The sequence below is a fragment of the Mesorhizobium sp. CNPSo 4688 genome (assembly GCF_057784295.1).
The window spans coordinates 1-19,300 of sequence record NZ_JBWLUY010000022.1 but is presented as its reverse complement, the minus strand read 5'-3'; the positions used below and the strand labels follow the sequence as shown (position 1 = coordinate 19,300).

The 19,300-nt window shown below is 59.9% G+C and carries 22 protein-coding genes; 6 read left to right on the top strand and 16 right to left on the bottom strand.

Translation table 11 applies throughout. From position 1 onward, the window contains the following. Positions 1–50: 50 nt before the first annotated feature. From AC04SH_RS29740 to AC04SH_RS29670, 15 genes are all read right to left on the bottom strand, one after another. A complete protein-coding gene (locus AC04SH_RS29740; RefSeq protein WP_488481350.1) occupies positions 51–935 on the bottom strand; it encodes an SIR2 family protein in 885 nt (294 codons plus the stop codon). 43 nt (positions 936–978) lie between these two features. Then, positions 979–1,191, bottom strand: coding sequence for a putative nitrogen fixation protein NifT (gene nifT, locus AC04SH_RS29735; protein WP_488481349.1), 213 nt, complete (start codon positions 1,189–1,191; stop codon positions 979–981). Positions 1,192–1,206: 15 nt separating this feature from the next. After that, positions 1,207–1,515, bottom strand: coding sequence for a nitrogen fixation protein NifZ (locus AC04SH_RS29730; protein ID WP_488481348.1), 309 nt, complete (start codon positions 1,513–1,515; stop codon positions 1,207–1,209). Between the two features lie 50 nt (positions 1,516–1,565). Continuing rightward, positions 1,566–1,760 (bottom strand): 4Fe-4S dicluster domain-containing protein, encoded by a 195-nt coding sequence (locus AC04SH_RS29725; RefSeq protein WP_488481347.1) that lies wholly within the window; start codon positions 1,758–1,760, stop codon positions 1,566–1,568. Positions 1,761–1,793: 33 nt separating this feature from the next. Next, the gene (nifB, locus tag AC04SH_RS29720) at positions 1,794–3,275 is read right to left on the bottom strand and encodes a nitrogenase cofactor biosynthesis protein NifB (protein WP_488481346.1); all 1,482 of its coding nucleotides are present in this window, start codon (positions 3,273–3,275) and stop codon (positions 1,794–1,796) included. Positions 3,276–3,492: 217 nt separating this feature from the next. Then, positions 3,493–5,250 carry a nif-specific transcriptional activator NifA gene (gene nifA, locus AC04SH_RS29715; RefSeq protein WP_488481345.1) on the bottom strand — a complete coding sequence of 586 codons (1,758 nt, stop codon included), beginning with the start codon at positions 5,248–5,250 and terminating at the stop codon, positions 3,493–3,495. Positions 5,251–5,407: 157 nt separating this feature from the next. Next, complete coding sequence (locus AC04SH_RS29710) at positions 5,408–5,701, bottom strand: ferredoxin family protein (protein WP_488481344.1); 294 nt, start codon at positions 5,699–5,701, stop codon at positions 5,408–5,410. A 10-nt stretch (positions 5,702–5,711) separates the two neighbouring features. After that, on the bottom strand, positions 5,712–7,019 hold the full coding sequence (locus AC04SH_RS29705) for an FAD-binding protein (RefSeq protein WP_488481343.1): 1,308 nt from the start codon (positions 7,017–7,019) through the stop codon (positions 5,712–5,714). A gap of 10 nt (positions 7,020–7,029) precedes the next feature. Further along, positions 7,030–8,139 (bottom strand): electron transfer flavoprotein subunit alpha/FixB family protein, encoded by a 1,110-nt coding sequence (locus AC04SH_RS29700; RefSeq protein WP_488481342.1) that lies wholly within the window; start codon positions 8,137–8,139, stop codon positions 7,030–7,032. Positions 8,140–8,153: 14 nt separating this feature from the next. Continuing rightward, positions 8,154–9,005, bottom strand: coding sequence for an electron transfer flavoprotein subunit beta/FixA family protein (locus AC04SH_RS29695; protein ID WP_488481341.1), 852 nt, complete (start codon positions 9,003–9,005; stop codon positions 8,154–8,156). 185 nt (positions 9,006–9,190) lie between these two features. Further along, a complete protein-coding gene (nifW, locus tag AC04SH_RS29690) occupies positions 9,191–9,571 on the bottom strand; it encodes a nitrogenase stabilizing/protective protein NifW (RefSeq protein WP_488481340.1) in 381 nt (126 codons plus the stop codon). Next, complete coding sequence (gene nifV, locus AC04SH_RS29685; protein ID WP_488481339.1) at positions 9,568–10,764, bottom strand: homocitrate synthase; 1,197 nt, start codon at positions 10,762–10,764, stop codon at positions 9,568–9,570. Before nifV ends, nifW begins: the two co-directional genes overlap by 4 nt. After that, a complete protein-coding gene (gene nifS / locus AC04SH_RS29680; protein WP_488481338.1) occupies positions 10,761–11,978 on the bottom strand; it encodes a cysteine desulfurase NifS in 1,218 nt (405 codons plus the stop codon). Before nifS ends, nifV begins: the two co-directional genes overlap by 4 nt. A 14-nt stretch (positions 11,979–11,992) precedes the next feature. Beyond that, positions 11,993–12,313 carry a HesB/IscA family protein gene (locus AC04SH_RS29675; RefSeq protein WP_488481337.1) on the bottom strand — a complete coding sequence of 107 codons (321 nt, stop codon included), beginning with the start codon at positions 12,311–12,313 and terminating at the stop codon, positions 11,993–11,995. 254 nt (positions 12,314–12,567) lie between these two features. Further along, positions 12,568–12,822 carry a hypothetical protein gene (locus AC04SH_RS29670; RefSeq protein ID WP_488481336.1) on the bottom strand — a complete coding sequence of 85 codons (255 nt, stop codon included), beginning with the start codon at positions 12,820–12,822 and terminating at the stop codon, positions 12,568–12,570. 74 nt (positions 12,823–12,896) lie between these two features. On the opposite strand from AC04SH_RS29670, the gene AC04SH_RS29665 reads away from it, so the two are divergent. From AC04SH_RS29665 to AC04SH_RS29650, 4 genes are all read left to right on the top strand, one after another. Then, the gene (locus AC04SH_RS29665) at positions 12,897–13,958 is read left to right on the top strand and encodes a hemin-degrading factor (protein WP_488481335.1); all 1,062 of its coding nucleotides are present in this window, start codon (positions 12,897–12,899) and stop codon (positions 13,956–13,958) included. Between the two features lie 421 nt (positions 13,959–14,379). Further along, positions 14,380–14,610 (top strand): hypothetical protein, encoded by a 231-nt coding sequence (locus tag AC04SH_RS29660; RefSeq protein ID WP_488577672.1) that lies wholly within the window; start codon positions 14,380–14,382, stop codon positions 14,608–14,610. Between the two features lie 323 nt (positions 14,611–14,933). Continuing rightward, complete coding sequence (locus AC04SH_RS29655) at positions 14,934–15,173, top strand: hypothetical protein (protein ID WP_488481333.1); 240 nt, start codon at positions 14,934–14,936, stop codon at positions 15,171–15,173. After that, positions 15,139–15,462: an alcohol dehydrogenase catalytic domain-containing protein gene (locus tag AC04SH_RS29650; RefSeq protein WP_488481332.1), complete on the top strand. Its 324-nt coding sequence runs from the start codon at positions 15,139–15,141 to the stop codon at positions 15,460–15,462. Before AC04SH_RS29655 ends, AC04SH_RS29650 begins: the two co-directional genes overlap by 35 nt. A gap of 278 nt (positions 15,463–15,740) precedes the next feature. Here AC04SH_RS29650 and AC04SH_RS29645 read toward each other — a convergent pair whose 3' ends face one another. Beyond that, entirely contained in the window at positions 15,741–16,091 is a 351-nt protein-coding gene (locus AC04SH_RS29645) for a hypothetical protein (RefSeq protein WP_488481331.1), read from the bottom strand. Between the two features lie 254 nt (positions 16,092–16,345). Here AC04SH_RS29645 and AC04SH_RS29640 point away from each other — a divergent pair, with 254 nt between their 5' ends. After that, positions 16,346–17,521, top strand: coding sequence for a cytochrome P450 (locus AC04SH_RS29640; protein WP_488481330.1), 1,176 nt, complete (start codon positions 16,346–16,348; stop codon positions 17,519–17,521). 1,448 nt (positions 17,522–18,969) lie between these two features. Further along, positions 18,970–19,300, top strand: a 331-nt coding sequence (locus tag AC04SH_RS29635; RefSeq protein WP_488577671.1) for a hypothetical protein, incomplete at its 3' end; no start/stop codon positions are given.

Here is a 19,300-nt window from a genome sequence, read left to right as displayed (position 1 = left end):
AACGACTCCCCCGCCAAATGCCGCTGATGTGCAAAGCTGGCCACCATCGGCTAGATACCTGTCCCTACCAGTTGAGCTGCGGCTTCGCATGCGGGCATGTCTATGACCGTAATTGCGTTTGCTGCAAGGAAGCGGCGCTCGTTCTTAGTCAACGTTGCCGAATCGATAACCGCAAAGTGTGGGCCGCTTGAGCGCTTGATCACCTGCCGGGCGTATATGCGCAGCATCTGATCGTCGAACCGACAGCCGAAGAAAAAGAAACCGCGCTTGGTGCGCCGTTCTTTCACGGCTTGAGGGATAGGCGTCTGGATATCGATTTCGGTTAGGGCTTCGACGTAATCCGAATCTGCGATGAGGAAGTTTGCCGCCGGCTTGATGCTGCCGTGCGGCGTATAGAGGACCGTCGCTGCCGTCGAGTCTGATTGGAGTTCCATTCCAGACAAATGGTAGGTTCTCGTCCAGATGTCGCCAATTGCGTCCGCGCGCGGTACGCCTTGAACCTCCACGACATCAGTTCGCCCGGTCGCTACCAGGGCAGCGCGCATGGCGCCGTCGTACCAGCTATCGACGATCAGGGAGAGCGGAAGGGTCGCGAGCCAGGCATGAAAGACGGTCGGCGCCACCGGCCCCGCGAATATCTCGGCCATCCAGGCCTGGAGCGTCCGCCGATGCCGACGCTGTTCGATGAATTGAGCGACCGACCACATATTGGCACGAATCTTCGAAGGAGCTGGCGCCCGCGCGTTGAGTGCCGAGGCGACGGCTTGCGGCGTGAGCGGTACCGGTGGATCCCCGTGCCTAAGCCGAGGCAGGTCCGGACCGAGGTATGGGATGATCTCATCGGCGCAAAGTGCTTTCTTCAGCAGTGCAAGCTGCTTTGCGGCATGACTGTCCCGATTGATCATGAGGTGGCGCAAGGCCAGGATGGTTTCCATGCTCGTTTCCCATTGACGCTCTCAGATTGCCGACCTGTTGGCGTCACTCTTCGTCGGAAATCTTCCTAGCCTCGACGGTGATCGGCAAAGGTGTATCTCGCGGCAGGTCGGGCAGGACGAGCCGCCAGCCGTTCCTGAGCGTTATGGACCCTCCCCATAGCTCTTCATGCTCTACGCTGATGATCGGCTCTTCGAGATCCTTCTTCGGCACATAGGCCGATAGGCCGGCATCGGTCCTGCGGATCATTAGCTTCATTGGGCTGTTCCATTGTTAGTGACCACAGGCGATTTCGGCACTGCAAGGTTCTCCGGATTTGTCAAGGCTGATCAGTTCATGGGCGCGCATGCCAACGACGGTGCCGCGATCGAGCCACTCGACCGCATAGATGTAGAACTGTTGGAGAAAAGTGCCGATGTCGCGAACATAGCCTTCATCGCCCTTCCGCACGAGGTTTGCGCCTATCTCGCTACCGGGATAGGTACCGTCGTTCTTTACGTGTCGTGTGGCGCGGACCCGCTCGCCCGGCACAAATCGTGGAGGCTTGCGGATCTCAACCTCCTGTTCGCGTCCGAGGCCCATCCGGCTTCCTTCCTTTCCCGCGGCTCCAGTTTGTCAGCAAAGGATGCAGCTCAGGCGGGAACGCAGGTCTTCGGCACCGGACATACGGAGGCGCATTGCTGCGTATCGAAGGCCTCTTTGCATTCAGTGCACTGCTCCGGATCGATCACGTAGTTCTCGCCCTTGAACTTGATTGCGCTCGAGGGGCATTCGAACTCGCAAGCACCGCATTGCGTGCATTGGGAGGCAACGATCTTGAAGGCCATTTATCAACTCCTGATTCGGTTAGGACGAGACGATCAGGCCGTCGCCGCCATTGGTTCGCTCCCAAACTCGGCGACGTAAAGCGAGCCGATGGCGGTTTCGATATAGTCGTAGCCATAAACGTCCATTGCCCGGATTCCAGCTCCAGCGAGCTGATCCTTGGGGCAATCTCCGATTTTGGCACACAGCACTATGTCGACGCCCTTGAGGGCAGCTATGACGCCGTCGAGGGCGCCGTCAGCGGCTCGGCCGCCGAGGCAATACTGCTCGACCTTGCGATGCCCGATGAAGCTGATCCCCCTCGGAGAGGCCTCATAAACCTGAAATTCCTTCGAATGGCCGAAATGGTCGTTGATCCGGCCGCCGCCCTTGGTCGCCACTGCGATTAGGAGCGATTTGCCGGAACCTGCTGCCTTGACGGTCGCGACCGCCTGGCTCTTGGCCGCAACGTGATCGCCGCGCTCGCTCGCAACCACCTCCCGATAGGACGTGCGTTTGCTGGCGTCGTAGGTGATGCCGTGCGGAATCTGGTCGATCGTGAACTCCTGGCCACGATCCTCGCCAAGCAGGCCGACAGCGTCGGCCCGGCACTGGCGGCAATGTCGCATCAATTTGGCGCCACCTTCGAGGCGATCCTGGAGCGTCTTCAGTTCCAAGGCCGTCGGGCCGCGCTGCCCCGTCAGGCCGAAATGCGTACCGTGCGCCGGGTCGGAAATCAGCGGCATGACATTGTGCAGGAACGCTCCGCGCTCCTTGACCCATTTATTGACCTCGATCAGGTGGTTGTCGTTGACGCCCGGGATCATCACCGAATTGATCTTGGTGAGGATGCCACGCGCGGTCAGCATCTCCAGGCCCAGCATCTGCCGCTCGTGCAGGATCCTGGCAGCGTCGATGCCGGCGTGGCGGCGATGGTTGTAAAAGATCCAGGGATAGATCTTTGCCCCGATTGCGGGGTCGACCATGTTGACGGTGATTGTCACGTGATCGACATTCATGTCAGCAAGCTCGGCAACACGATCCGGTAGCGCGAGTCCGTTGGTGGAGATGCACAGCTTGATGTCGCGGATTTCCCTGGCGACACGTTCTAGTGTCGCCTTAGTCTTCTGCCAGTCGTAACAGGCGTCGCCCGGTCCAGCGATGCCGAGCACGGAAAGTTGGGGCACTTCATTGGCGACGGCGATAACCTTGCGTAGCGCCTGGTCTGGGGCGAGCTTTTCCGATACCACTCCGGGCCGGCTTTCATTGGCGCAGTCATATTTGCGATTGCAGTAGTTGCACTGGATGTTGCAGGCTGGCGCGACCGCTACATGCATGCGCGCGAAATAATGGTGCGCCTCTTCGGAATAGCATGGATGGTCATTGATCTTCTGCCAGACGGTGGGGTCCATCTCGGTCGGTTTTTCGGACGAGCCGCAGCATGAAGATGTGCAGCCGGCGGATTTCGCGGTCGCCAACGACTGGTCGAGGGATTTGGTACTGACCAAACTCTCAAGCGAAATCGCCGGTATGGACATTGAACGGCTCCGTTCGTGGGTGGACGTCGCAGTTCAGTTCGCAAATGTTGTGCCAGCTCGAAAAGGCTGTTTTTAGTTCAACATGTCGGATTTCATGTGCGATTACGTCTGTTCGCTACGCCACAAGTTTTGTCGGGCTTGCGACTTTGGATGATGCCTTTGAGACGGCGCTGGCGGGTTCAACACACAGCGAGGAGATTTTGACATCGTAAGGCGTTTAGAACTTCTTCACCTCGATATTATGCCGACGCAGGGCATAGCCGACTTGCCGCGGCGTGAGGCCGAGGATGCGAGCAGCTTTGGCCTGAACCCAGCCGGCCTTCTGCATCGCGTCGATCAGCCGGGCGCGATCGGTCACACGCATGCCTGTCTCGCCCCAAGCAGGATCATTTGGACGGGGGGCATTGACGGGCACCACCTCGCCCTCGGATGCGCAGATGCGCCCGGGCTCCAGTGGCGATGCAATCGGCGTGCTGTTGCGGCCGAACTCATCGCTGGCATTGCTGCCAGTTGGACGGCGGGCTCCTTTCCAGAGTAGCGAAGATAAGCACTGGCTATTCTGGCAGGCGAAATCCGAAGCGGCGATCGTGCTCGAACGCGCAAGCGTGGCCGTCCTTCGCACACAGTTTTCCAGCTCACGGACGTTGCCGGGGAAGTAGCATTGCGAGATCAGGTCAAGCCCTGAAGGCGCGAACGCGAGCTCACGATCGTTCTCCCTATTGAATCGATCGAGGAAGGACTTCGCAAGGCGTGGAATATCGCCTGGTCGCTCTCTGAGCGGCGGCAGCACGATTGGCACCACATTGATACGGTAGTAAAGGTCGGCCCTGAACTCGCCATTCACGACAGCCGTCTCAAGGTCCTTGTTCGTGGCGCATATAAGCCGGACGTCGACCGTGAGCGTCCTGGTGCCGCCGACGCGCTCCAACTCGCCTTCCTGCAAGACGCGCAACAGTTTAGCTTGAAAAGCCGGCGAAATCTCACCGATTTCATCAAGTAACAGGGTTCCGCCATGCGCCAATTCGAAACGGCCGGCGCGCTGCGAGACAGCTCCGGTGAAGGCGCCCTTTTCATGGCCAAACAACTCCGATTCCAAAACGCTTTCAGGCAGCGCGGCGCAGTTCAGTTTGACGAAGGCCTTCTTACTGCGAGATGAAAGCTTATGGATGGCCTGCGCGAAAAATTCCTTGCCCGTGCCGCTTTCACCGCGCAAAAGCACGGTGGAGTTGGTCCTTGCTACGACTGCGACGGTTTCAAGCACCTGCTTGAGTGCGGGACTTTCCCCGATGATCCCATCGATTTTGACATGCCGATGCCGGGCAGGGCGGGTCTCCTCGTCGAGCGATTTCTCCGGTCTCCGTTGCTCCTCGATAAGCCGCAGGCGATCTGTGCTTAGGATACGATGGAGACGGATGGTCCGGCCGACAAGGTTGGCGACCATCATCAGGAAGCGTACGTCCTCGTCGCAACGCACGGCGGCTGCGCCGCCCCCGATACGGTCGATCGACAATGTCCCGAGAATTTCATCGTCAGCCTCTACTGGCACTCCGATGAAGGTGACCGGCATGGTGGCGCCGCTCGAAGCCGTTTGAAGGTCACCCGGAAATAATTCGGACTTGCGGACGTCGTCTATGACGAGCGGCGTCCCCGTGGCGAGGATTCGGTCTACCACGGCTTGCGGTATGACGCGCCGATGGTCTGATTGAGGTGCGAGGTTATCGCCGGTAGTTGCAGCAATCTCCACCTCTCCTTTCGCGTCTAGGACGATCACTGCTCCATGACGCATTTGCAGAAACGAGCCGAGAATGTTGACGACGTTGGCAAGCGTGATCTCCAGCCGCGTGGGTGCGGTCAGGATCTCGGATATCTCATAAATTCCCCTGAGCGAAATGTTCATCCCTTGCGGGGTTTCGATAGGTGAGCGGCTATTGCGAAGCCCAATCTCATTAACCCGTTCCCGCACTATTTGAGCCATAGAAACACCTCAGGGGCTGCATGGGTGCTCCTCACAAAGCGCCTTTTGGTCTGCCGAGTCGTGAGTCTTCAGTATTGACGAGCCCCTGTTCAATTGCAAATTGTCTGGCTGCAATTGCGGAAATTGCGGCCATGGCAACGAAGCGTAGGTGCGTAGGTCATCCAAACTTGAAGAGAACACCGAAGCCGCCGCGTGGATAATTCCACTCGATCTCACCACTGGCCTCGCACAATAGCCGACAGGTGCCGCACTCCATGCAGCCGTCGGCGGTGATCTCCACTTGGCCCTCGTCGTTCAATTCATAACATTGGGCCGGGCAGACGCGGGTCAGCGCAAGCAAGTTGGTGCTTGGCTTCTCGTGCGGTCGCACTTTTATATGCGGGCGCCCCGGGTCGACCAGGTAGCGGTTCTGGTAAAGTTTCTCCTCAATGCGTGCCGGTGCGATTGTCATCTCGTGTCTCCTACCGCCAGGCCAATGCCAAGCGAACCGCGTCACTCAGCAACCCCCAGCGCGAACGCGCCCTGATGAAGGCAGCAGTGGTCGCCTTTTCCTTGTCGATCTTCGGAGTGCCGTCGACCCGCACGACGTTCTGAGCCGCCTGCGACATCAACCGCGGGTAGGTCGTGAAGAAATTTCGGGAATTGGTGTGGAGCAGCGCCGGCATATCCTTATATTTCTTTAGGTCTTTGACCACGAAGGACTTGTCCAGCATGGTCTTGTAGAGGACAAGGTTCTGTCGGGTCATTGGACGCTTGCGGCTCTTGATGTGCACGATCGCCTCAGCCGCGATACGGCCTGAGGTCATGGCGAGGTTCGAACCCTCGCGGTGCACCGCATTGTTCAATTGCGCGGCATCGCCGACCACGACCCAACCATCGCCAAACAACTGCGGAATCGCCTTGTAGCCACCTTCCGGGATGAGATGCGCGGCATATTCTTTCACCTCCGAGCCGGCGATCAGCGGCCGGATCGAAGGATGGTTTTTTAACGCATCGAGAAGGGCATATGGGCTCTCCATCGTCGCAGCGAAATCCGAAACGAGGCAGCCGATGCCCAGTGAGATCGACTCCTTGTTGGTGTAAAGAAAGCCGAGCCCAGCCATGCTGCGGGAGATCGTACCCACGGCCTCGATCACGCAGCCTTCGCCGGCCTTGAGCCCGAACCGCTGCTCGATGACCTCTTCGGGCAGGAAATGCATTTCCTTGACGGCGAGCGCCACGGATTTCGGCTTCGGCATCTCGCGAAGGCCAGCCCTCGTGCCAAGCAGTCCGGACACGCCTTCTGCGAGGACGACAACGTCGGCGAAAATCGCTCCGCCGGTCCGGTCTGTGAGGACGCCGACCACTTTGTCTTCGGCATCGCGGACGAGTTCGGTCACGGTCGTCTCGCACAGAACCGTCGCACCGGCCTCCCGCACTTTACGCGAAAACCATTTATCGAATTGGGCGCGGATGATCGTATAGCGGTTGGGCTTCGCCTCGTTAAAATCGTCCGACCGATAGTGAATCCCGGTGTGGGATGTGTCGTCCATCACCCACAGCCGCTGTTCAACAAGGTGGCGCTCGAGAGGCGCGTCATCCCGGAAATCCGGGATGATCTTCTCCAGCATGCTAGCGTACATGATTGCACCCTGGACATTCTTGGAGCCCGGATATTCTCCCCGCTCCAACTGCAGCACGTTCAGGCCTTGGCTTGCCAAGGTGTGAGCTGCTGCGTTTCCGGACATGCCGGCACCCACAACAATGGCGTCGAATTTTTCCCTGGTCATGTCCAGCTCCCTAGTTCGCAATTTTATCGCGACTGTGGGGCGACAGTCGCCGCGTGAAGGCCTCTGTCAGCGCGGGCAGAAAGCGGATCGCGTCGGTGACAATCCCGACGTGGGCGAAATCGAAAATCGGCGCGTTCGGGTCAGTGTTGATAGCCACGATGAGATCCGCCCCTTCGACGCCAACCCGGTGCTGGATGGCGCCGGAAATTCCAGCCGCTATGTAAAGCTTGGGACGGATGGTCTTGCCTGTTTGGCCGATCTGCCGATCTGCCGACAGCCAACCCTTCTGGACCAAGGGGCGCGAACAGCCATGCTCGGCGCCGATTGCCCGTGCGAGATCCTTCACAAGCTGCAGGTTCTCCGCCGCGCCTAGACCGAGGCCTCCCGCAACAACAACGTCGGCATAGGCAAGATTTGCCTTTGCCGACTGACTATCGGGAAGGAAGCCTAGGATCTTGGTGACGATGTCGTCTTCGGCTACCGACAGTTGGTGCTGGATGACGCGTCCGACCGGCTTATTCAACCGCTGCGGCATCGGCATGACCCTCGGTCGCACTGTCGCCATCTGCGGCCGGTAATTGAGCGTATAGATGGTGCACAACAAGGAACCGCCGAAAGTCGGACGGGTCGCGGCGAGCGAACCGTCGGCATCAACGTCGAGTTCGGTGCAGTCGGCCGTGAGCCCTGTCTGCAATGTCGTCGCCACCGAACCGGCAAGATCCCTGCCAAGTGTGGTCGCCCCGAGAAGCAATATCTCGGGTTTGTGGGTGTCTACGAGCTCCGTCATGGCCTTGGTGAAAGGCTCGTTCCGATAGTCGGCGAGCAGCGGCGCCTCGACGTTGTAGACAAGATCGGCGCCATAAGCGAAAGCGTCGGCGACCGCAGACTGAGTGGCCTCGGCCGGTGGTCCGAGCACGATTCCCGCAAGCTCCACATTAAGCTTGTCGGCAAGCTTGCGGCCTTCGCCGAGCAGTTCGAACGATACGGGATGGACCTGGCCGCGTTCGAGCTCGATGAAAACCCAGACGTGGCGGTAATCCTTGAAATGCTCGGGCAGTTCCTTCTTTATGCCGGCGCGGCCGGCGGTAGGGCGAGGGGTTTCTTGGTTCGCGCTCGACATCGTCTCTCCTTGCCTCACGCGCCGCCGTTGAAGGCCAGCTCATGTTCCAGCGCTGGTTGGCGGGTCAAGATTGCGGCGATCAGCTCGTCTGCTATATCGCGCAAGGGCTTTTCGGCGGTGTCAATTTGTGCCGCTTTTTGCGCCCGAGCAGTAGGGGCGAAAACGCGCTTGACCACCGTCGGGGAGCCGCGCAGGCCGCATCTGGTCAGGTCATCAATGCCGGCATCGGCCGCACTCCATCTCAAAACCGGGCTGCGCGCGGCGCGCAGGGCATCCTCGAGCGAGCCCCGGCGAATCTCGTTGGTGCCTTCCAGCATGGTGACGAGACAAGGGAGCCTGCTCTTCAGCATCTGCGTGCCGCCTTCACACCGGCGCTCGACTTGGATGTCGCGCGCAGCAAGATCAATGCGGGGAATCTTCGCGACATAAGTGAGTTGCAGGAGATCGAGGCGCTTGGCGATGCCCGGCCCCACCTGGGCTGTGTCGCCATCGATCGTCTGCTTCCCAGTGAAGACGATATCTGGCGCGCCGAACGTCTCGCCAACCTTCGCGATTGCCTGGGAAAGAGCGAAGGAGGTCGCCAGCGTGTCGGAACCGGCAAAATAGCGGTCGGTTAGGAGCACCGCGCGGTCAGCGCCGTAACCGAGCGCCTTGCGCAGCGCGTCCTCTGCCATCGGCGGACCCATGGTGAGCACGGTGACCTCGCCGCCATAATCGTCACGCAGTCTGAGTGCCTCTTCCAGGGCGAATAGGTCGTAAGGGTTGATGATGGTGGGTACGCCCTGGCGCATGATCGTGTTCGTAACGGGATGGACGCGTATCTGTGCCGAGTCCGGCACCTGCTTGATGCAGACTACGGTGTGCATTGGCGGTCTCTTGGGGCTTCTGTCCGGATCTGAGCCTGGCAGTTTATCCTTGGCAGCAACATTCGTACCAACCGCTTTTCGTGCTCCTTTTCCTGGATACTCGGTTGGTTCCTTCCGGGATCGCCTTCGTGGTGACAGGATTTGTAGGCTTCTCGACATTGGCGCGTTGCAACCATCTCGCGCGCTCATTCTTCTGCGAACCGCTTCAGGACGGAGTCGAACGGGACGAATGTGCGGTCCGACGTGGGAGGCTTGTTCGGATCGTGGTCTTTGAGCACCTTGAAAATCCGGTGCGTAAGCGGCGAGGAGCTCGCGAAGTCCTCGTAGGCGCGTTGCAGTGTAGCGCGCACCCGCGCGGCGATCACTTGGTCAGGCAGATCGGATAGATCTTCTTCCGCAAGGTATTGGCCCACGCGTTTCATGATATGAAGCCGGGAGACATTCAGCACCTTCGGATCATAAGAGACCCCAAGGACTGCGAAGAACTCCTCCGCGGCCGACAGGCCTTTCAGTCGCGCGAGGATGTCGCTAACATCGATGGAGCGGTTGTCAGCGGAACAATTCATTGCATTCCCCTTCGTCGGCAACTGTGGTGCGTTCGTCCCACAACTGGATCCGCAGATCCCTCTGAACATGCCTCGCTGTGCAGACTATCGTAGAGCTCAACCAGTTGAGTTGCAGTGACGGCAGATTTGGTCTCGGACGCCTTGCGGCGGACGCGGGCTACCATCGCGGCTGCCAGATCCGGATCGAGATCGCGACCGTTGTCGCTCAACACTCGGGTAATCGCGGTGGCGCCGGAATGCTTACCGATGACGATACGATTGCAGCGGCCCACAAGAGCCGGGTCTAGCCCCTGATAGGCGCGCGTGTCCTTCAGCAATCCCGCGACGTGAGTGCCGGATTCGTGGGTGAAAACATCGGCCCCGACGACCGGCTTCATAGCCGCGGTTTGCCGGCGGGCAGCGCAAGCCACCTTGGCAGCGAGGTCGGGCAATGCGGTCAGTTCGATCCCGGTATCCGCGCCGTCGATCACGGCCATCGCGACTGCCACCTCTTCCAGCGCGGCATTACCCGCACGCTCGCCGAGCCCGAGGACGGTGACGGAGGCATGGCTCGCGCCTGCGCGGATCGCGGCCAGCGTGTTGGCGGCAGCAAGACCAAGATCATTGTGTGCATGAAATTCGAGGTCGACCTCAGACTTCGCGATGAGCTGGGCTACAAGTTCGAAAGTCGAAAACGGATCGAGAATTCCCAGCGTATCGGCCAGCCTGACGCGGCTTGCCCCGGCGCGCGCAGCAGTTTCAATGACTCGGCCAAGATGATCCAAATCAGCCCGCGAAGCATCCTCGCAGCCGACAGCGACGAAGAAGCCAGCAGCGGCTGCACGCCGGACCATATCCTCGATGACCTGGAGCGCTCCTGCCTCATCGAGGCCGAGCTTGGCCGCAAGTTGAATGTCCGAGGCGGGTAGCGAAAGATTGACGGCGCCGACGCCGCTCTCAATCGCTGCCTCGAGGTCCTGCGACTTCATCCGGCACCAGGCCGTGAGCCGAGCCGGGAGACGCCGCGCGACCGCGGCGCGAATTGTTTCGATCTCCTCGGCGCCCATAATCGGCGTGCCGATCTCGATCTCCGGGACGCCGGCGGCCGCAAGAGACCGGGCGAGCTCCAGCTTTTCCGCCATCGTAAAAGCGACGCCTGGCGCCTGCTCGCCATCGCGCAAGGTCGTATCGTTGAGGAAGACGTCACGGCTCATGAATAGTGTCCTGTTCTGCCGCCGCTCAGGGTTAGACCTGCTCGCACGACTTCTGGCCTCCGCCCACGCGGGCCGGAACTGGGAGAGCCACGCAGCTTCTCCACGATCGCCGGCATAACCTCAAGCACCCGGTCGACGTCTGCTTCGTTGTTGTCGCGCGCGAATGAGAAGCGGACCGCAGCGTGTGGCGCCTTCATCGCGCTCAGGACATGACTCGGTTCCATTGAGCCGGAGGTGCAGGCGGAGCCGGAGGAGCAGGCGATGCTCAGGCGGCTGAGCAGATGTGGGATTGCATCACTTTCGGTATTTTCAAATGAGATGTTCGCTGTGTTTGGCAACCGCTCCATCGGATCGCCAGTGACGCAAGTGTCTGGGATGCGCTGGAGGATCCCGTCCTCTAGGCGGTCGCGGAGCGATTTTACCCGCGTCGCGGCGTCGTCCAAGAATTTCAAGGCGAGTTCGGCTGCCATACCGAGTCCGACTATGCCGGGAGTGTTCTCGGTGCCGGCACGCCGGTCGTGCTCTTGGTGCCCGCCCTTGATCAGCGAGCGGAAGTGCACGCCACGCTTTACCCAAAGTGCGCCGATCCCTTTGGGACCATGAAGCTTGTGGCCGGAGAGCGACAGCATGTCGATTTCCGTCGATTTCAGGTCTATCTCAATCTTGCCGACCGCCTGCACCGCATCGGTATGGAATAGCGCGCCGATTTCCTTGGCCAACTCCGCAAGCTTGGCCACGGGGAAGATCATACCAGTCTCATTGTTCGCCCACATTATCGAGACGATTGCCACGTGTGGGGTGAGCGCGGCTTTGTAGGCATCGAGGTCAAGCCGGCCACAGCGGTCCACCGGGATCCTGTGGACCTTCACACGGCGGGTCTGCTCAAGATGCGCGCATAACGACAGGACGGCGGGATGCTCGACCGACGACGTGACGATCTCGGTTCGGTTGGGCAACACCTCAAGCGCCGAAAGAATTGCTGTGTTGTCGCTTTCTGTTCCACCCGAGGTGAAGGTGATCTCATCGTCGAACTGCGCGCCAATCAGCGCTTGCAACCGCCGCCGCGCCTTCATTATAGCCGCCGCGACCGAGGCGCCGAAAGCGTGCGCCGAAGAAGGGTTGCCGAATTCATCCGAGAAGAACGGCAACATCGCTTGCACGACCTCAGGATCGACCCGTGTCGTTGCGTTGTTGTCGAGGTAGACAGGCCGCATAGCTACTATCTCAGTTAACTGAAGGACTTGCCGCAGCCGCACCTCTCCCGCGCATTGGGGTTGTCGAAGACAAAGCCGGAAGATTCGAGCCCAGCGACGAAGTCCACGGTCGTGCCAGCGACAAAGGGTTGGGAGTCTGCGTCGACAAACAGCTTGACCCCATCTGTTTCAGTGATCACATCGCCTTGGCGCGAGACACTCTCCAGGCCCATTGAGTATTTGAAGCCGGCGCAGCCGCCGCTCTGGACCATAATGCGAAAGCCCTCCGCCGGCTCGCTGGCGCGGGAAAGAGCGGACTTGGCGGCGGCAACAGCATTGTCGGTGAGCGTAATCATGGCGAGACTTCTCCCCAGCTTGTGACGTTTTCGTGGATGGCGTCGCATGAACCGTGCCAAAAGGAAAAACCGTTTCAGCACGGCGCCATCTCTCCAACGCTGCCATCAATCTTGTGCGCCGTTGCTGGAAAGACGTCGTGCACCCGACACGCACTGTCGGGTTTGTCGAGTTCGTCACAGATTGTCCGGCCTCGGTTGCCGCTGAACTCGCAGGTAAGATCATTGACGAGTGTGCAGAAGGATTTCTGCGCGGTTCAGCCGGATTGGCATGACTTTTGAAACTCAGTTGGCGATGCGGCGAGGACGGCAGAGACCATGATCATCCCGCGCGTGCGCTCGCGATCGATGGAAAGAAGGAAGGAAAGCAACATGTCATGTCGGTCAGATCCACTCTGCGCCGATGGAATCCGCTCCTTGCTGCTCAGACGGCACGGCCGGTTTCGACGGCGATCGTGCACGCTCCCCTGCAGAACGCTGTTCCTGACGAGCACCAGGTCGGCATCGAGCATTGCGGCGTGCTTTGTCGATTGACCATCGGGCAGACAGCCGATCCTCAACAAGCAGGTGAAAGCAGAGGCAGGACATGGACCAGCGCGAGAGACGATCGGCGCACGAAATCCGCCAAGCGCGGCAAGACAACCCGAAAATACGCGCGCACGATCTCGCCGCCAAATTGGGCATAACGGAAGCGGAACTGGTCGGTGCGCATTGTGGCTTCGGCGCGGTGCGCATTGCACCAAGCGTAAACACTGTTCTGATCGGCCTCGAAGCGGTCGGCGAGGTGATGGCGCAGACCCGCAATGAAAGTGCCGTGCATGAAAAGATCGGCGTCTACGACAAGGTCGTCACGGGCAATCACCATGCCATGGTGCTCGGTAACGACATCGAGCTGCGCATCTTCCCGAGAGCTTGGGCGTACGGCTTTGCCATCGAGGAGTGCGATGGTGACGACATTCGACGCAGCATGCAATTCTTTGATGCCACCGGCGAGGCGGTGCACAAAGTGTATCTCGGGCCCGCCTCAGACCTCCATCGATATAAGCAGCTGCTGGCGCAACTCGAAACCTCGAGCCAGGAGCCAATCATGTTGGTCAAGGGGAGCCGAGCAGAAGGCGAACCAGAGGTTCCGGACCAAGCCGCCAGGGGGGAGGACTTGCGCGACCGCTGGAGCCGGCTGAACGATGAGCATCAGTTCCTCGACATGTTGAAGACGTTGAAGCTCGGACGCTGTCAGGCGATGCGTATGGTCGGCGAGGATTACGCTTGGGCGCTCGATAAGAATGCCATCGGCGCCATGTTTCAACAGGTGGCTGAAGACGAGATGCCGATTATGTGCCTAGTCGGCAATCGTGGATGCGTCCAGATCCATTCCGGCCCGATCAAGTCGGTCAAACCGATCGGGCCGTGCATAAATGTGCTCGACGAGACCTTCCACCTGCATCTCGGGACCCACCACATTCGCGAGGTCTGGGCCGTTCGCAAACCGACCAAGGACGGTCACGTCACCTCGCTCGAAGCCTATGACTCCGAGGGCAAGATGATCATCCAGGTCTTCGGCAAGCGCAGTGAAGGCGAGGGCGAGCGCGAGGACTGGCGACTCCTGGCCGAAACCCTGCCACGCATGTTCCGTCCGACCACTACATGATGCGAGGCCGTCGCGTGTTGTGTTCGGTGTTCGCTCGGCGCTTGCGCAGCCCGCTCGCGTTCCCGTGCGTCTTTTTGCCTGCCCAGACCTGTAGGGTGTGGCTGTTCGTTCCGATCCGTCGCGCCCGACCAGCGTATTGTCTGCACGCTTAGCCCGGAAAGTCATAACGTAGCTCTATCTCTGCAAGCAGAAGGTTAGGTTTTTCGCCATGCCCCGCCACAGCTGCCCTGCAAGCGGGATATCGAAAGCTGCTTGGACCCGGAGGAAGGTGAAAGCGCGTCCTTTGGCCTGCTACACCGAAATAAGTTGTTCAACGAAATGGGTAGTGGAACGCACAGAAGGAAGTTCAGCCGCGAGTTCAAGCGTGAGGTAGCCTGGTGAAGGATCGGGGCGTGGCGGTGGCGCAGGCGGCGTATGAACAATGCAGACCGCTGATTACTCAGTGAGTTCGGTCTGGTGGCCGGTGTGTTCGCGATGTCCATCTTATCTGGCCAGTTCGGGAAAGCTGAACGGCTATGCCGCCTTCGTGCGCGTCCTGATGCTACTGGCCCTCGGCACCGTCGTGGGCCTCATCAACGGCGTTCTCATAGCCTACGTCAGGGCCTCAGCGGTGATCTCGGCACTCAGCATGTGGCAATCCTGGTCGGCCTGATGCAATATTTCAGCGCCGGGCGTGCGCCCGGATCGATCCCGGCACGGGATCCGGGAGCTTACCCACGCGCGCTTCATCGGCATGTCCTGGGGTGTCATCATCTGGATCATCGCGTTGATCCTCGTCGCCCTGGCGTTCCGCAACTTGATCATTGGAAAGTACTTCAGGGCGGCTGGCGATAACCTCCGCGCAGCACAGGTGTCCGGTATCCACATGCCCGGATTGTCTTCACGGCGCATCTTCTTGCTGCGTTCTCATCTGTCTCGGGGCGCTGCTGCAGGTGTCGGCGACCTCGGTAGGCATGGTCGAGCCTCGGGGTATTCATGAACGCCCTTGCAGCCACGATCCTTAGCGGCGTCACCCTTGGAGGCGACCGCGGCGGCGTGGCAGGCGCGTTCGTCGCTGTCATTGCGCTCAGCTTTCTGCGTGCGGTGCTGACCGTCTTCGGCATCCAAGAGCCGGGGCAAGTTGATCGCTCAGGTTGTCTGCGGCAGCCGGACGCGCTGACCGGGAATTCGGGAGAAGAGTATGACCCAAGCCACCGCTGCCATTACCCGCCATAAGGGTGGCCCCCGTGAGATTGAGCGAATCCTGATCACCGAGCCTAGGTCTGACGAGATCCTCGTCCGCATCGTGGCATCTGGTGTCTGTCATACTGACGTGGTGGTGCATGACCAGGGTTACGGGGTCCCGTTACCGCTCGTGCTGGGACACGAGGGATCGGGTGTGGTCGAAGCGACAGGATCCGCCGTCTCGGGACTTGTACCTGGGGATAGCCCTTTCGTACGCCTACTGCGGAAAATGCGAAAAGTGTACGAGCGGGCAGCCGTTTTATTGTGTCGAGTTCTATGAGCAGAATTTCAAAGGCGCGCGGATGGGCAGCACCACGCCAGTGTGTGACTGCCACGATCGTCCCGTCACCTCGCACACGTCGCCGACGCTTACACTTGGACTTTTCCACATTGGTCCATGCGAGGCGCAGTCCGCCCCCTATACTCCACCCGGCATGCGAGATAACAGCGCCTCAGACAGATCAAGAGCTGTCGAATCGAAGCGCCCCGTTCCGTACGAAAGAAAATGGGAAACTTTGAAGGAGGTTGATGCAGACATCCGTTTGGCTGCCACTGGCGTCAGAGCACTCGGCGCCGAATGCGAATCTGAACTGGCCGAAAAAATACCTGGTTCTGAGTGACAAAGGAATTTGGATGCGATCGTGGCGCGCGTGAAGGAGCGTGCTGCCCAAAGGGCTGATGAATTGAAGCAAATGCTGATGAATTGAAGCCGATTGAGCAGGCGAGCGAGTTTCTGAGTTCAGAGAAGTCTGCGAAAGCCAATAACACTTCAAGGCCACCCTCGCAGAGAATGCAGGAGTCGATCCCCGGAAAGCGGTTAAAGTGACGAATCTGCAAGCGTTCTTCGGTGATAAGGCCACCGGCTGGCATGGCGGTTTGAAAATCGCGTTTGCCGACGGCGCTGTCCAAATACGCGAGATCTAACGCGAGCGTTCAAATCGGAGGAAGAGGCCATGGGTTGGGGCGGCTGACAGAACTTTCCCCGCCCGAAACTAGAGGCATACCCGGAGAGCCGCAGCCCTGTTTGAACCATGGCGATAAGGATCAGGCTTCATCGCCCTAATGGTCGAAGGCCCCCGGCTTGGTGTGCTCAATCGCGGTAACCGCCGTGGATGTAGCGTACATCGGCTGATATCAAATGAACTAAGAGGAGAAGTCCCGCCATGCGACTGGTGCCAGTAGATCGGGTATCCACGATCGACGAGCTTACATTCGACCCATATCCGATCTATCGCCGGATGCGCGCGCAGACCCCCGTGGTGCACGTTGCCTCCGTGAAGCGGACGTTTCTCACTAAGGCGTCCGACACGAAAATGGTGAAGGACCAGCCCGAGCTCTTCAGTTCGGATGATCCCAACACACCGATGAAGCCGGCCTTTCAGGCCCATACTCTGATGCGAAAGGATGGCGCGGAACACGCCCGCGAAAGAATGGCCATGGCGAAGGCTTTCGCCCCCAAGACTATCGCGGAACATTGGGCGCCAATCTATCGAAACATCGTGAACGAGTATCTGGATCGCCTTCCGCGCGGCGGCACAGTGGATCTGTTTGCAGAGATCTGCGGCCCGGTGGCGGCCCGCATTCTCGCTCATATCCTCGGGATTTGCGGAGCATCCGACGCAGAGATGATACGCTGGTCGCAGCGGCTGATCGACGGGGCGGGCAATTTTGGATGGCAACCGGAGCCATTCGAGCGATCTGACGAAGCCAATGCCGAGATGAACAGGCTCTTCGACAACCTAATCGAAAAGCACAGGGCGGAACCGAACCCCTCGGCATTCGCGATCATGGTGAACGCGCCTGATCCGATACCCATGAGTCAGATGTATGCCAACATCAAGATCGCCATTGGCGGGGGAATTAACGAGCCCCGCGACGCTCTCGGTACGATCGTCTACGGATTGCTGACCAACCCCGAGCAGTTGGAGGAGGTCAAGAGGCAGCAATGCTGGGGGCAGGCCTTCGAGGAGGGCGTGCGGTGGATTGCTCCGATTCAGGCGAGTTCCCGCCTCGTGCGGGAGGACACGGAGATTCGCGGTTTTCTTATCTCGAAGGGCGATACCGTGATGACCATCCAAGCTTCGGCCAATCGCGATGAAGAGTTCTTCGAAGACGGAGAGCGCTTCAACGTCTTCCGCCAAAAGATTTCGCATCAGTCCTTCGGCTCGGGGCCGCATCACTGTGCAGGCGCGCAAATCTCGCGTCAAACTGTAGGGGCAATCATGCTGCCCATGCTATTCGAGCGTTTTCCAAATATGACGCTGCCGGATCCTCAGGTGGTGGAGTGGCGCGGCTTCGGCTTTCGAGGGCCGATCAATTTGCCGGTTAAGCTGTCATGACCAATTACGCTGGTCGTGAACCGGGCTGAGGCATGCATTCTATCCATGACCCCTGAGTCACGCCCCGGAGCGAGGCTTTCGGATAGGCCTGCTACGGATGGGCAGCGCCGTACGTTTCCGACATCGAGCGGTTCTGGTAGTTGAAGACGAGCCACTAATCCGAGACGGCGCTACTCGCCAACAATATTCCGGCCGACTTCCTAAACAGTGATTTGAGCGCCGAAGAGAAGCAATCCGGTTTTCCCTTTTGGGACGTTGCGAGCAAGTCAGGTTTTTGTCAGCAACCAAGGCTATGTGGTGGCTTGGAATGAGCGCCGCGGGCTGCCGAGGGGCACCGACTGATTTGCAGCGATGGTGGACATCTTGTCATGCCGCGAACGGGGACCTTTACTTGCGTATTCAGCCAGCAAATCCTGCCCCCGCGATCTGCCTCTCGGTGTTGAGGGCCTGGCGCGATGGGTAGGCCGGCGAGCAGTGACGATCGGATGCGCGCTGGTTTGCTCGGGGGCCTGGGTGGTCGTCTCAGTCTTTAAGTTAGTACGGGCGCGCCAAGCCGTGTTCTCCATCGGGCCGATTGTGGAGTGCCTTCGGCGCAGGCTGCGCTGGCGTCGCCGTGCGCCGATGCAAGCGGGTCTGGTTATGCGGCTTGAGCGAGGGCGTCCAAGGCGGGCGACAAGACTTGCAAGAGGTCTATGGTACGGGCGTGTCCTTCAGACGCCTTCGCAATCGATGAAAGCAGCGGGCATGTCCGGCGTCGGAGGCCGCAGGGCGGTCGTGACGGCACAGGTCGCCCGGCTGGTGGTCGGACTTGACAACACAGGCAGCGGCATTGTCGCCGACATCGGAGGTGGATAATGACGGGCATTGGCCGAGTCGGGACGTCGCATATTGGGGATGCGAGAACCGACAACCCGCCGGGATCGAGCAGCACGCGCCCAGAATCACGTTTTGCTCCTGGAACAGGCGCCCCATCGTTCGCTTCCATCGTGGCGCGGATGCGCTCTGAGCCTCAACATGAAGGGACGTCCTCCGTTCGCAGCCTGCCCCTTGCCGATGATGCCGTTCGAGACAGGCCTGCCAGCTCCTCAGTTGCCCCCCCTGTGATCCCCGGGGCGTTGCCGCGTGCGGTTGGGCGTCGTCGTCCATCTTCCTGGGTGCCGGAGGGTGACGCGCCAGCCCCAGAAAAAAGCCTCTCGCGTTCCGATGGCGAGCCCTGGCGCGGCAATGAGGCCGCCGGAAGTTCGCAAGCAGGTGCTCGCGGCGAAACTTGGCGCCCTGGTCGAACGGCCGGAGGTTCGCAAGCTGGTGTGCACCAGACTGATCGGCAGCATCGGGACGCATTCCGCCGACAAGAAAGTTCACCGCGTGCAGGCGAGGGCGAACCTTGGCGCAGCGATCGCGCGGCCGGAGGCTCGCAGGCAGGCGGGCGCCCGCCCCGTGGGCAAACCGTGTCCAATCTCAATGCAGGACCAGGAGGGCGGCGTATCGACGATGTCTCTGCTCAAGGCGGCCAAGACGCAATCGAGCAAGAACAACTGATTGCCGCCTTGCGTGAGATCAATGGCGCCTGCGGCATCGTTCGATTTTCAACTGCCGTGGTGAACCATAACAAGTTCCTGCAAAGCGCGCACCGCGAGAAATACGCGATATTTCTGCAAAAGGCGGCCGCCCGGTTCACGCGTGAATTGCTGCCACACTTGGAGGAAGACATCGGCGCCGGGACAACATGGGGGTATGCCACAGCATGCAACACAGTGAACCGGGAGGCGGGAGGGCGGG

Excerpts from the sequence above, each read along its gene's own strand:
- AC04SH_RS29675 (WP_488481337.1), bottom strand. The coding sequence starts at position 12,313 with ATGATTACGCTCACCGACAATGCTGTTGCCGCCGCCAAGTCCGCTCTT.
- nifA (WP_488481345.1), bottom strand. The coding sequence starts at position 5,250 with ATGGCTCAAATAGTGCGGGAACGGGTTAATGAGATTGGGCTTCGCAAT.
- AC04SH_RS29640 (WP_488481330.1), top strand. The coding sequence starts at position 16,346 with ATGCGACTGGTGCCAGTAGATCGGGTATCCACGATCGACGAGCTTACA.
- AC04SH_RS29650 (WP_488481332.1), top strand. The coding sequence starts at position 15,139 with ATGACCCAAGCCACCGCTGCCATTACCCGCCATAAGGGTGGCCCCCGT.
- nifS (WP_488481338.1), bottom strand. The coding sequence starts at position 11,978 with ATGCGGCCTGTCTACCTCGACAACAACGCAACGACACGGGTCGATCCT.
- nifW (WP_488481340.1), bottom strand. The coding sequence starts at position 9,571 with ATGAATTGTTCCGCTGACAACCGCTCCATCGATGTTAGCGACATCCTC.
- AC04SH_RS29705 (WP_488481343.1), bottom strand. The coding sequence starts at position 7,019 with ATGACCAGGGAAAAATTCGACGCCATTGTTGTGGGTGCCGGCATGTCC.
- AC04SH_RS29665 (WP_488481335.1), top strand. The coding sequence starts at position 12,897 with ATGGACCAGCGCGAGAGACGATCGGCGCACGAAATCCGCCAAGCGCGG.
- AC04SH_RS29670 (WP_488481336.1), bottom strand. The coding sequence starts at position 12,822 with ATGCTCGATGCCGACCTGGTGCTCGTCAGGAACAGCGTTCTGCAGGGG.
- nifV (WP_488481339.1), bottom strand. The coding sequence starts at position 10,764 with ATGAGCCGTGACGTCTTCCTCAACGATACGACCTTGCGCGATGGCGAG.
- nifB (WP_488481346.1), bottom strand. The coding sequence starts at position 3,275 with ATGTCCATACCGGCGATTTCGCTTGAGAGTTTGGTCAGTACCAAATCC.
- AC04SH_RS29725 (WP_488481347.1), bottom strand. The coding sequence starts at position 1,760 with ATGGCCTTCAAGATCGTTGCCTCCCAATGCACGCAATGCGGTGCTTGC.
- AC04SH_RS29660 (WP_488577672.1), top strand. The coding sequence starts at position 14,380 with ATGCAGACCGCTGATTACTCAGTGAGTTCGGTCTGGTGGCCGGTGTGT.
- AC04SH_RS29710 (WP_488481344.1), bottom strand. The coding sequence starts at position 5,701 with ATGACAATCGCACCGGCACGCATTGAGGAGAAACTTTACCAGAACCGC.
- AC04SH_RS29740 (WP_488481350.1), bottom strand. The coding sequence starts at position 935 with ATGGAAACCATCCTGGCCTTGCGCCACCTCATGATCAATCGGGACAGT.
- AC04SH_RS29730 (WP_488481348.1), bottom strand. The coding sequence starts at position 1,515 with ATGGGCCTCGGACGCGAACAGGAGGTTGAGATCCGCAAGCCTCCACGA.
- nifT (WP_488481349.1), bottom strand. The coding sequence starts at position 1,191 with ATGAAGCTAATGATCCGCAGGACCGATGCCGGCCTATCGGCCTATGTG.
- AC04SH_RS29655 (WP_488481333.1), top strand. The coding sequence starts at position 14,934 with ATGAACGCCCTTGCAGCCACGATCCTTAGCGGCGTCACCCTTGGAGGC.
- AC04SH_RS29695 (WP_488481341.1), bottom strand. The coding sequence starts at position 9,005 with ATGCACACCGTAGTCTGCATCAAGCAGGTGCCGGACTCGGCACAGATA.
- AC04SH_RS29700 (WP_488481342.1), bottom strand. The coding sequence starts at position 8,139 with ATGTCGAGCGCGAACCAAGAAACCCCTCGCCCTACCGCCGGCCGCGCC.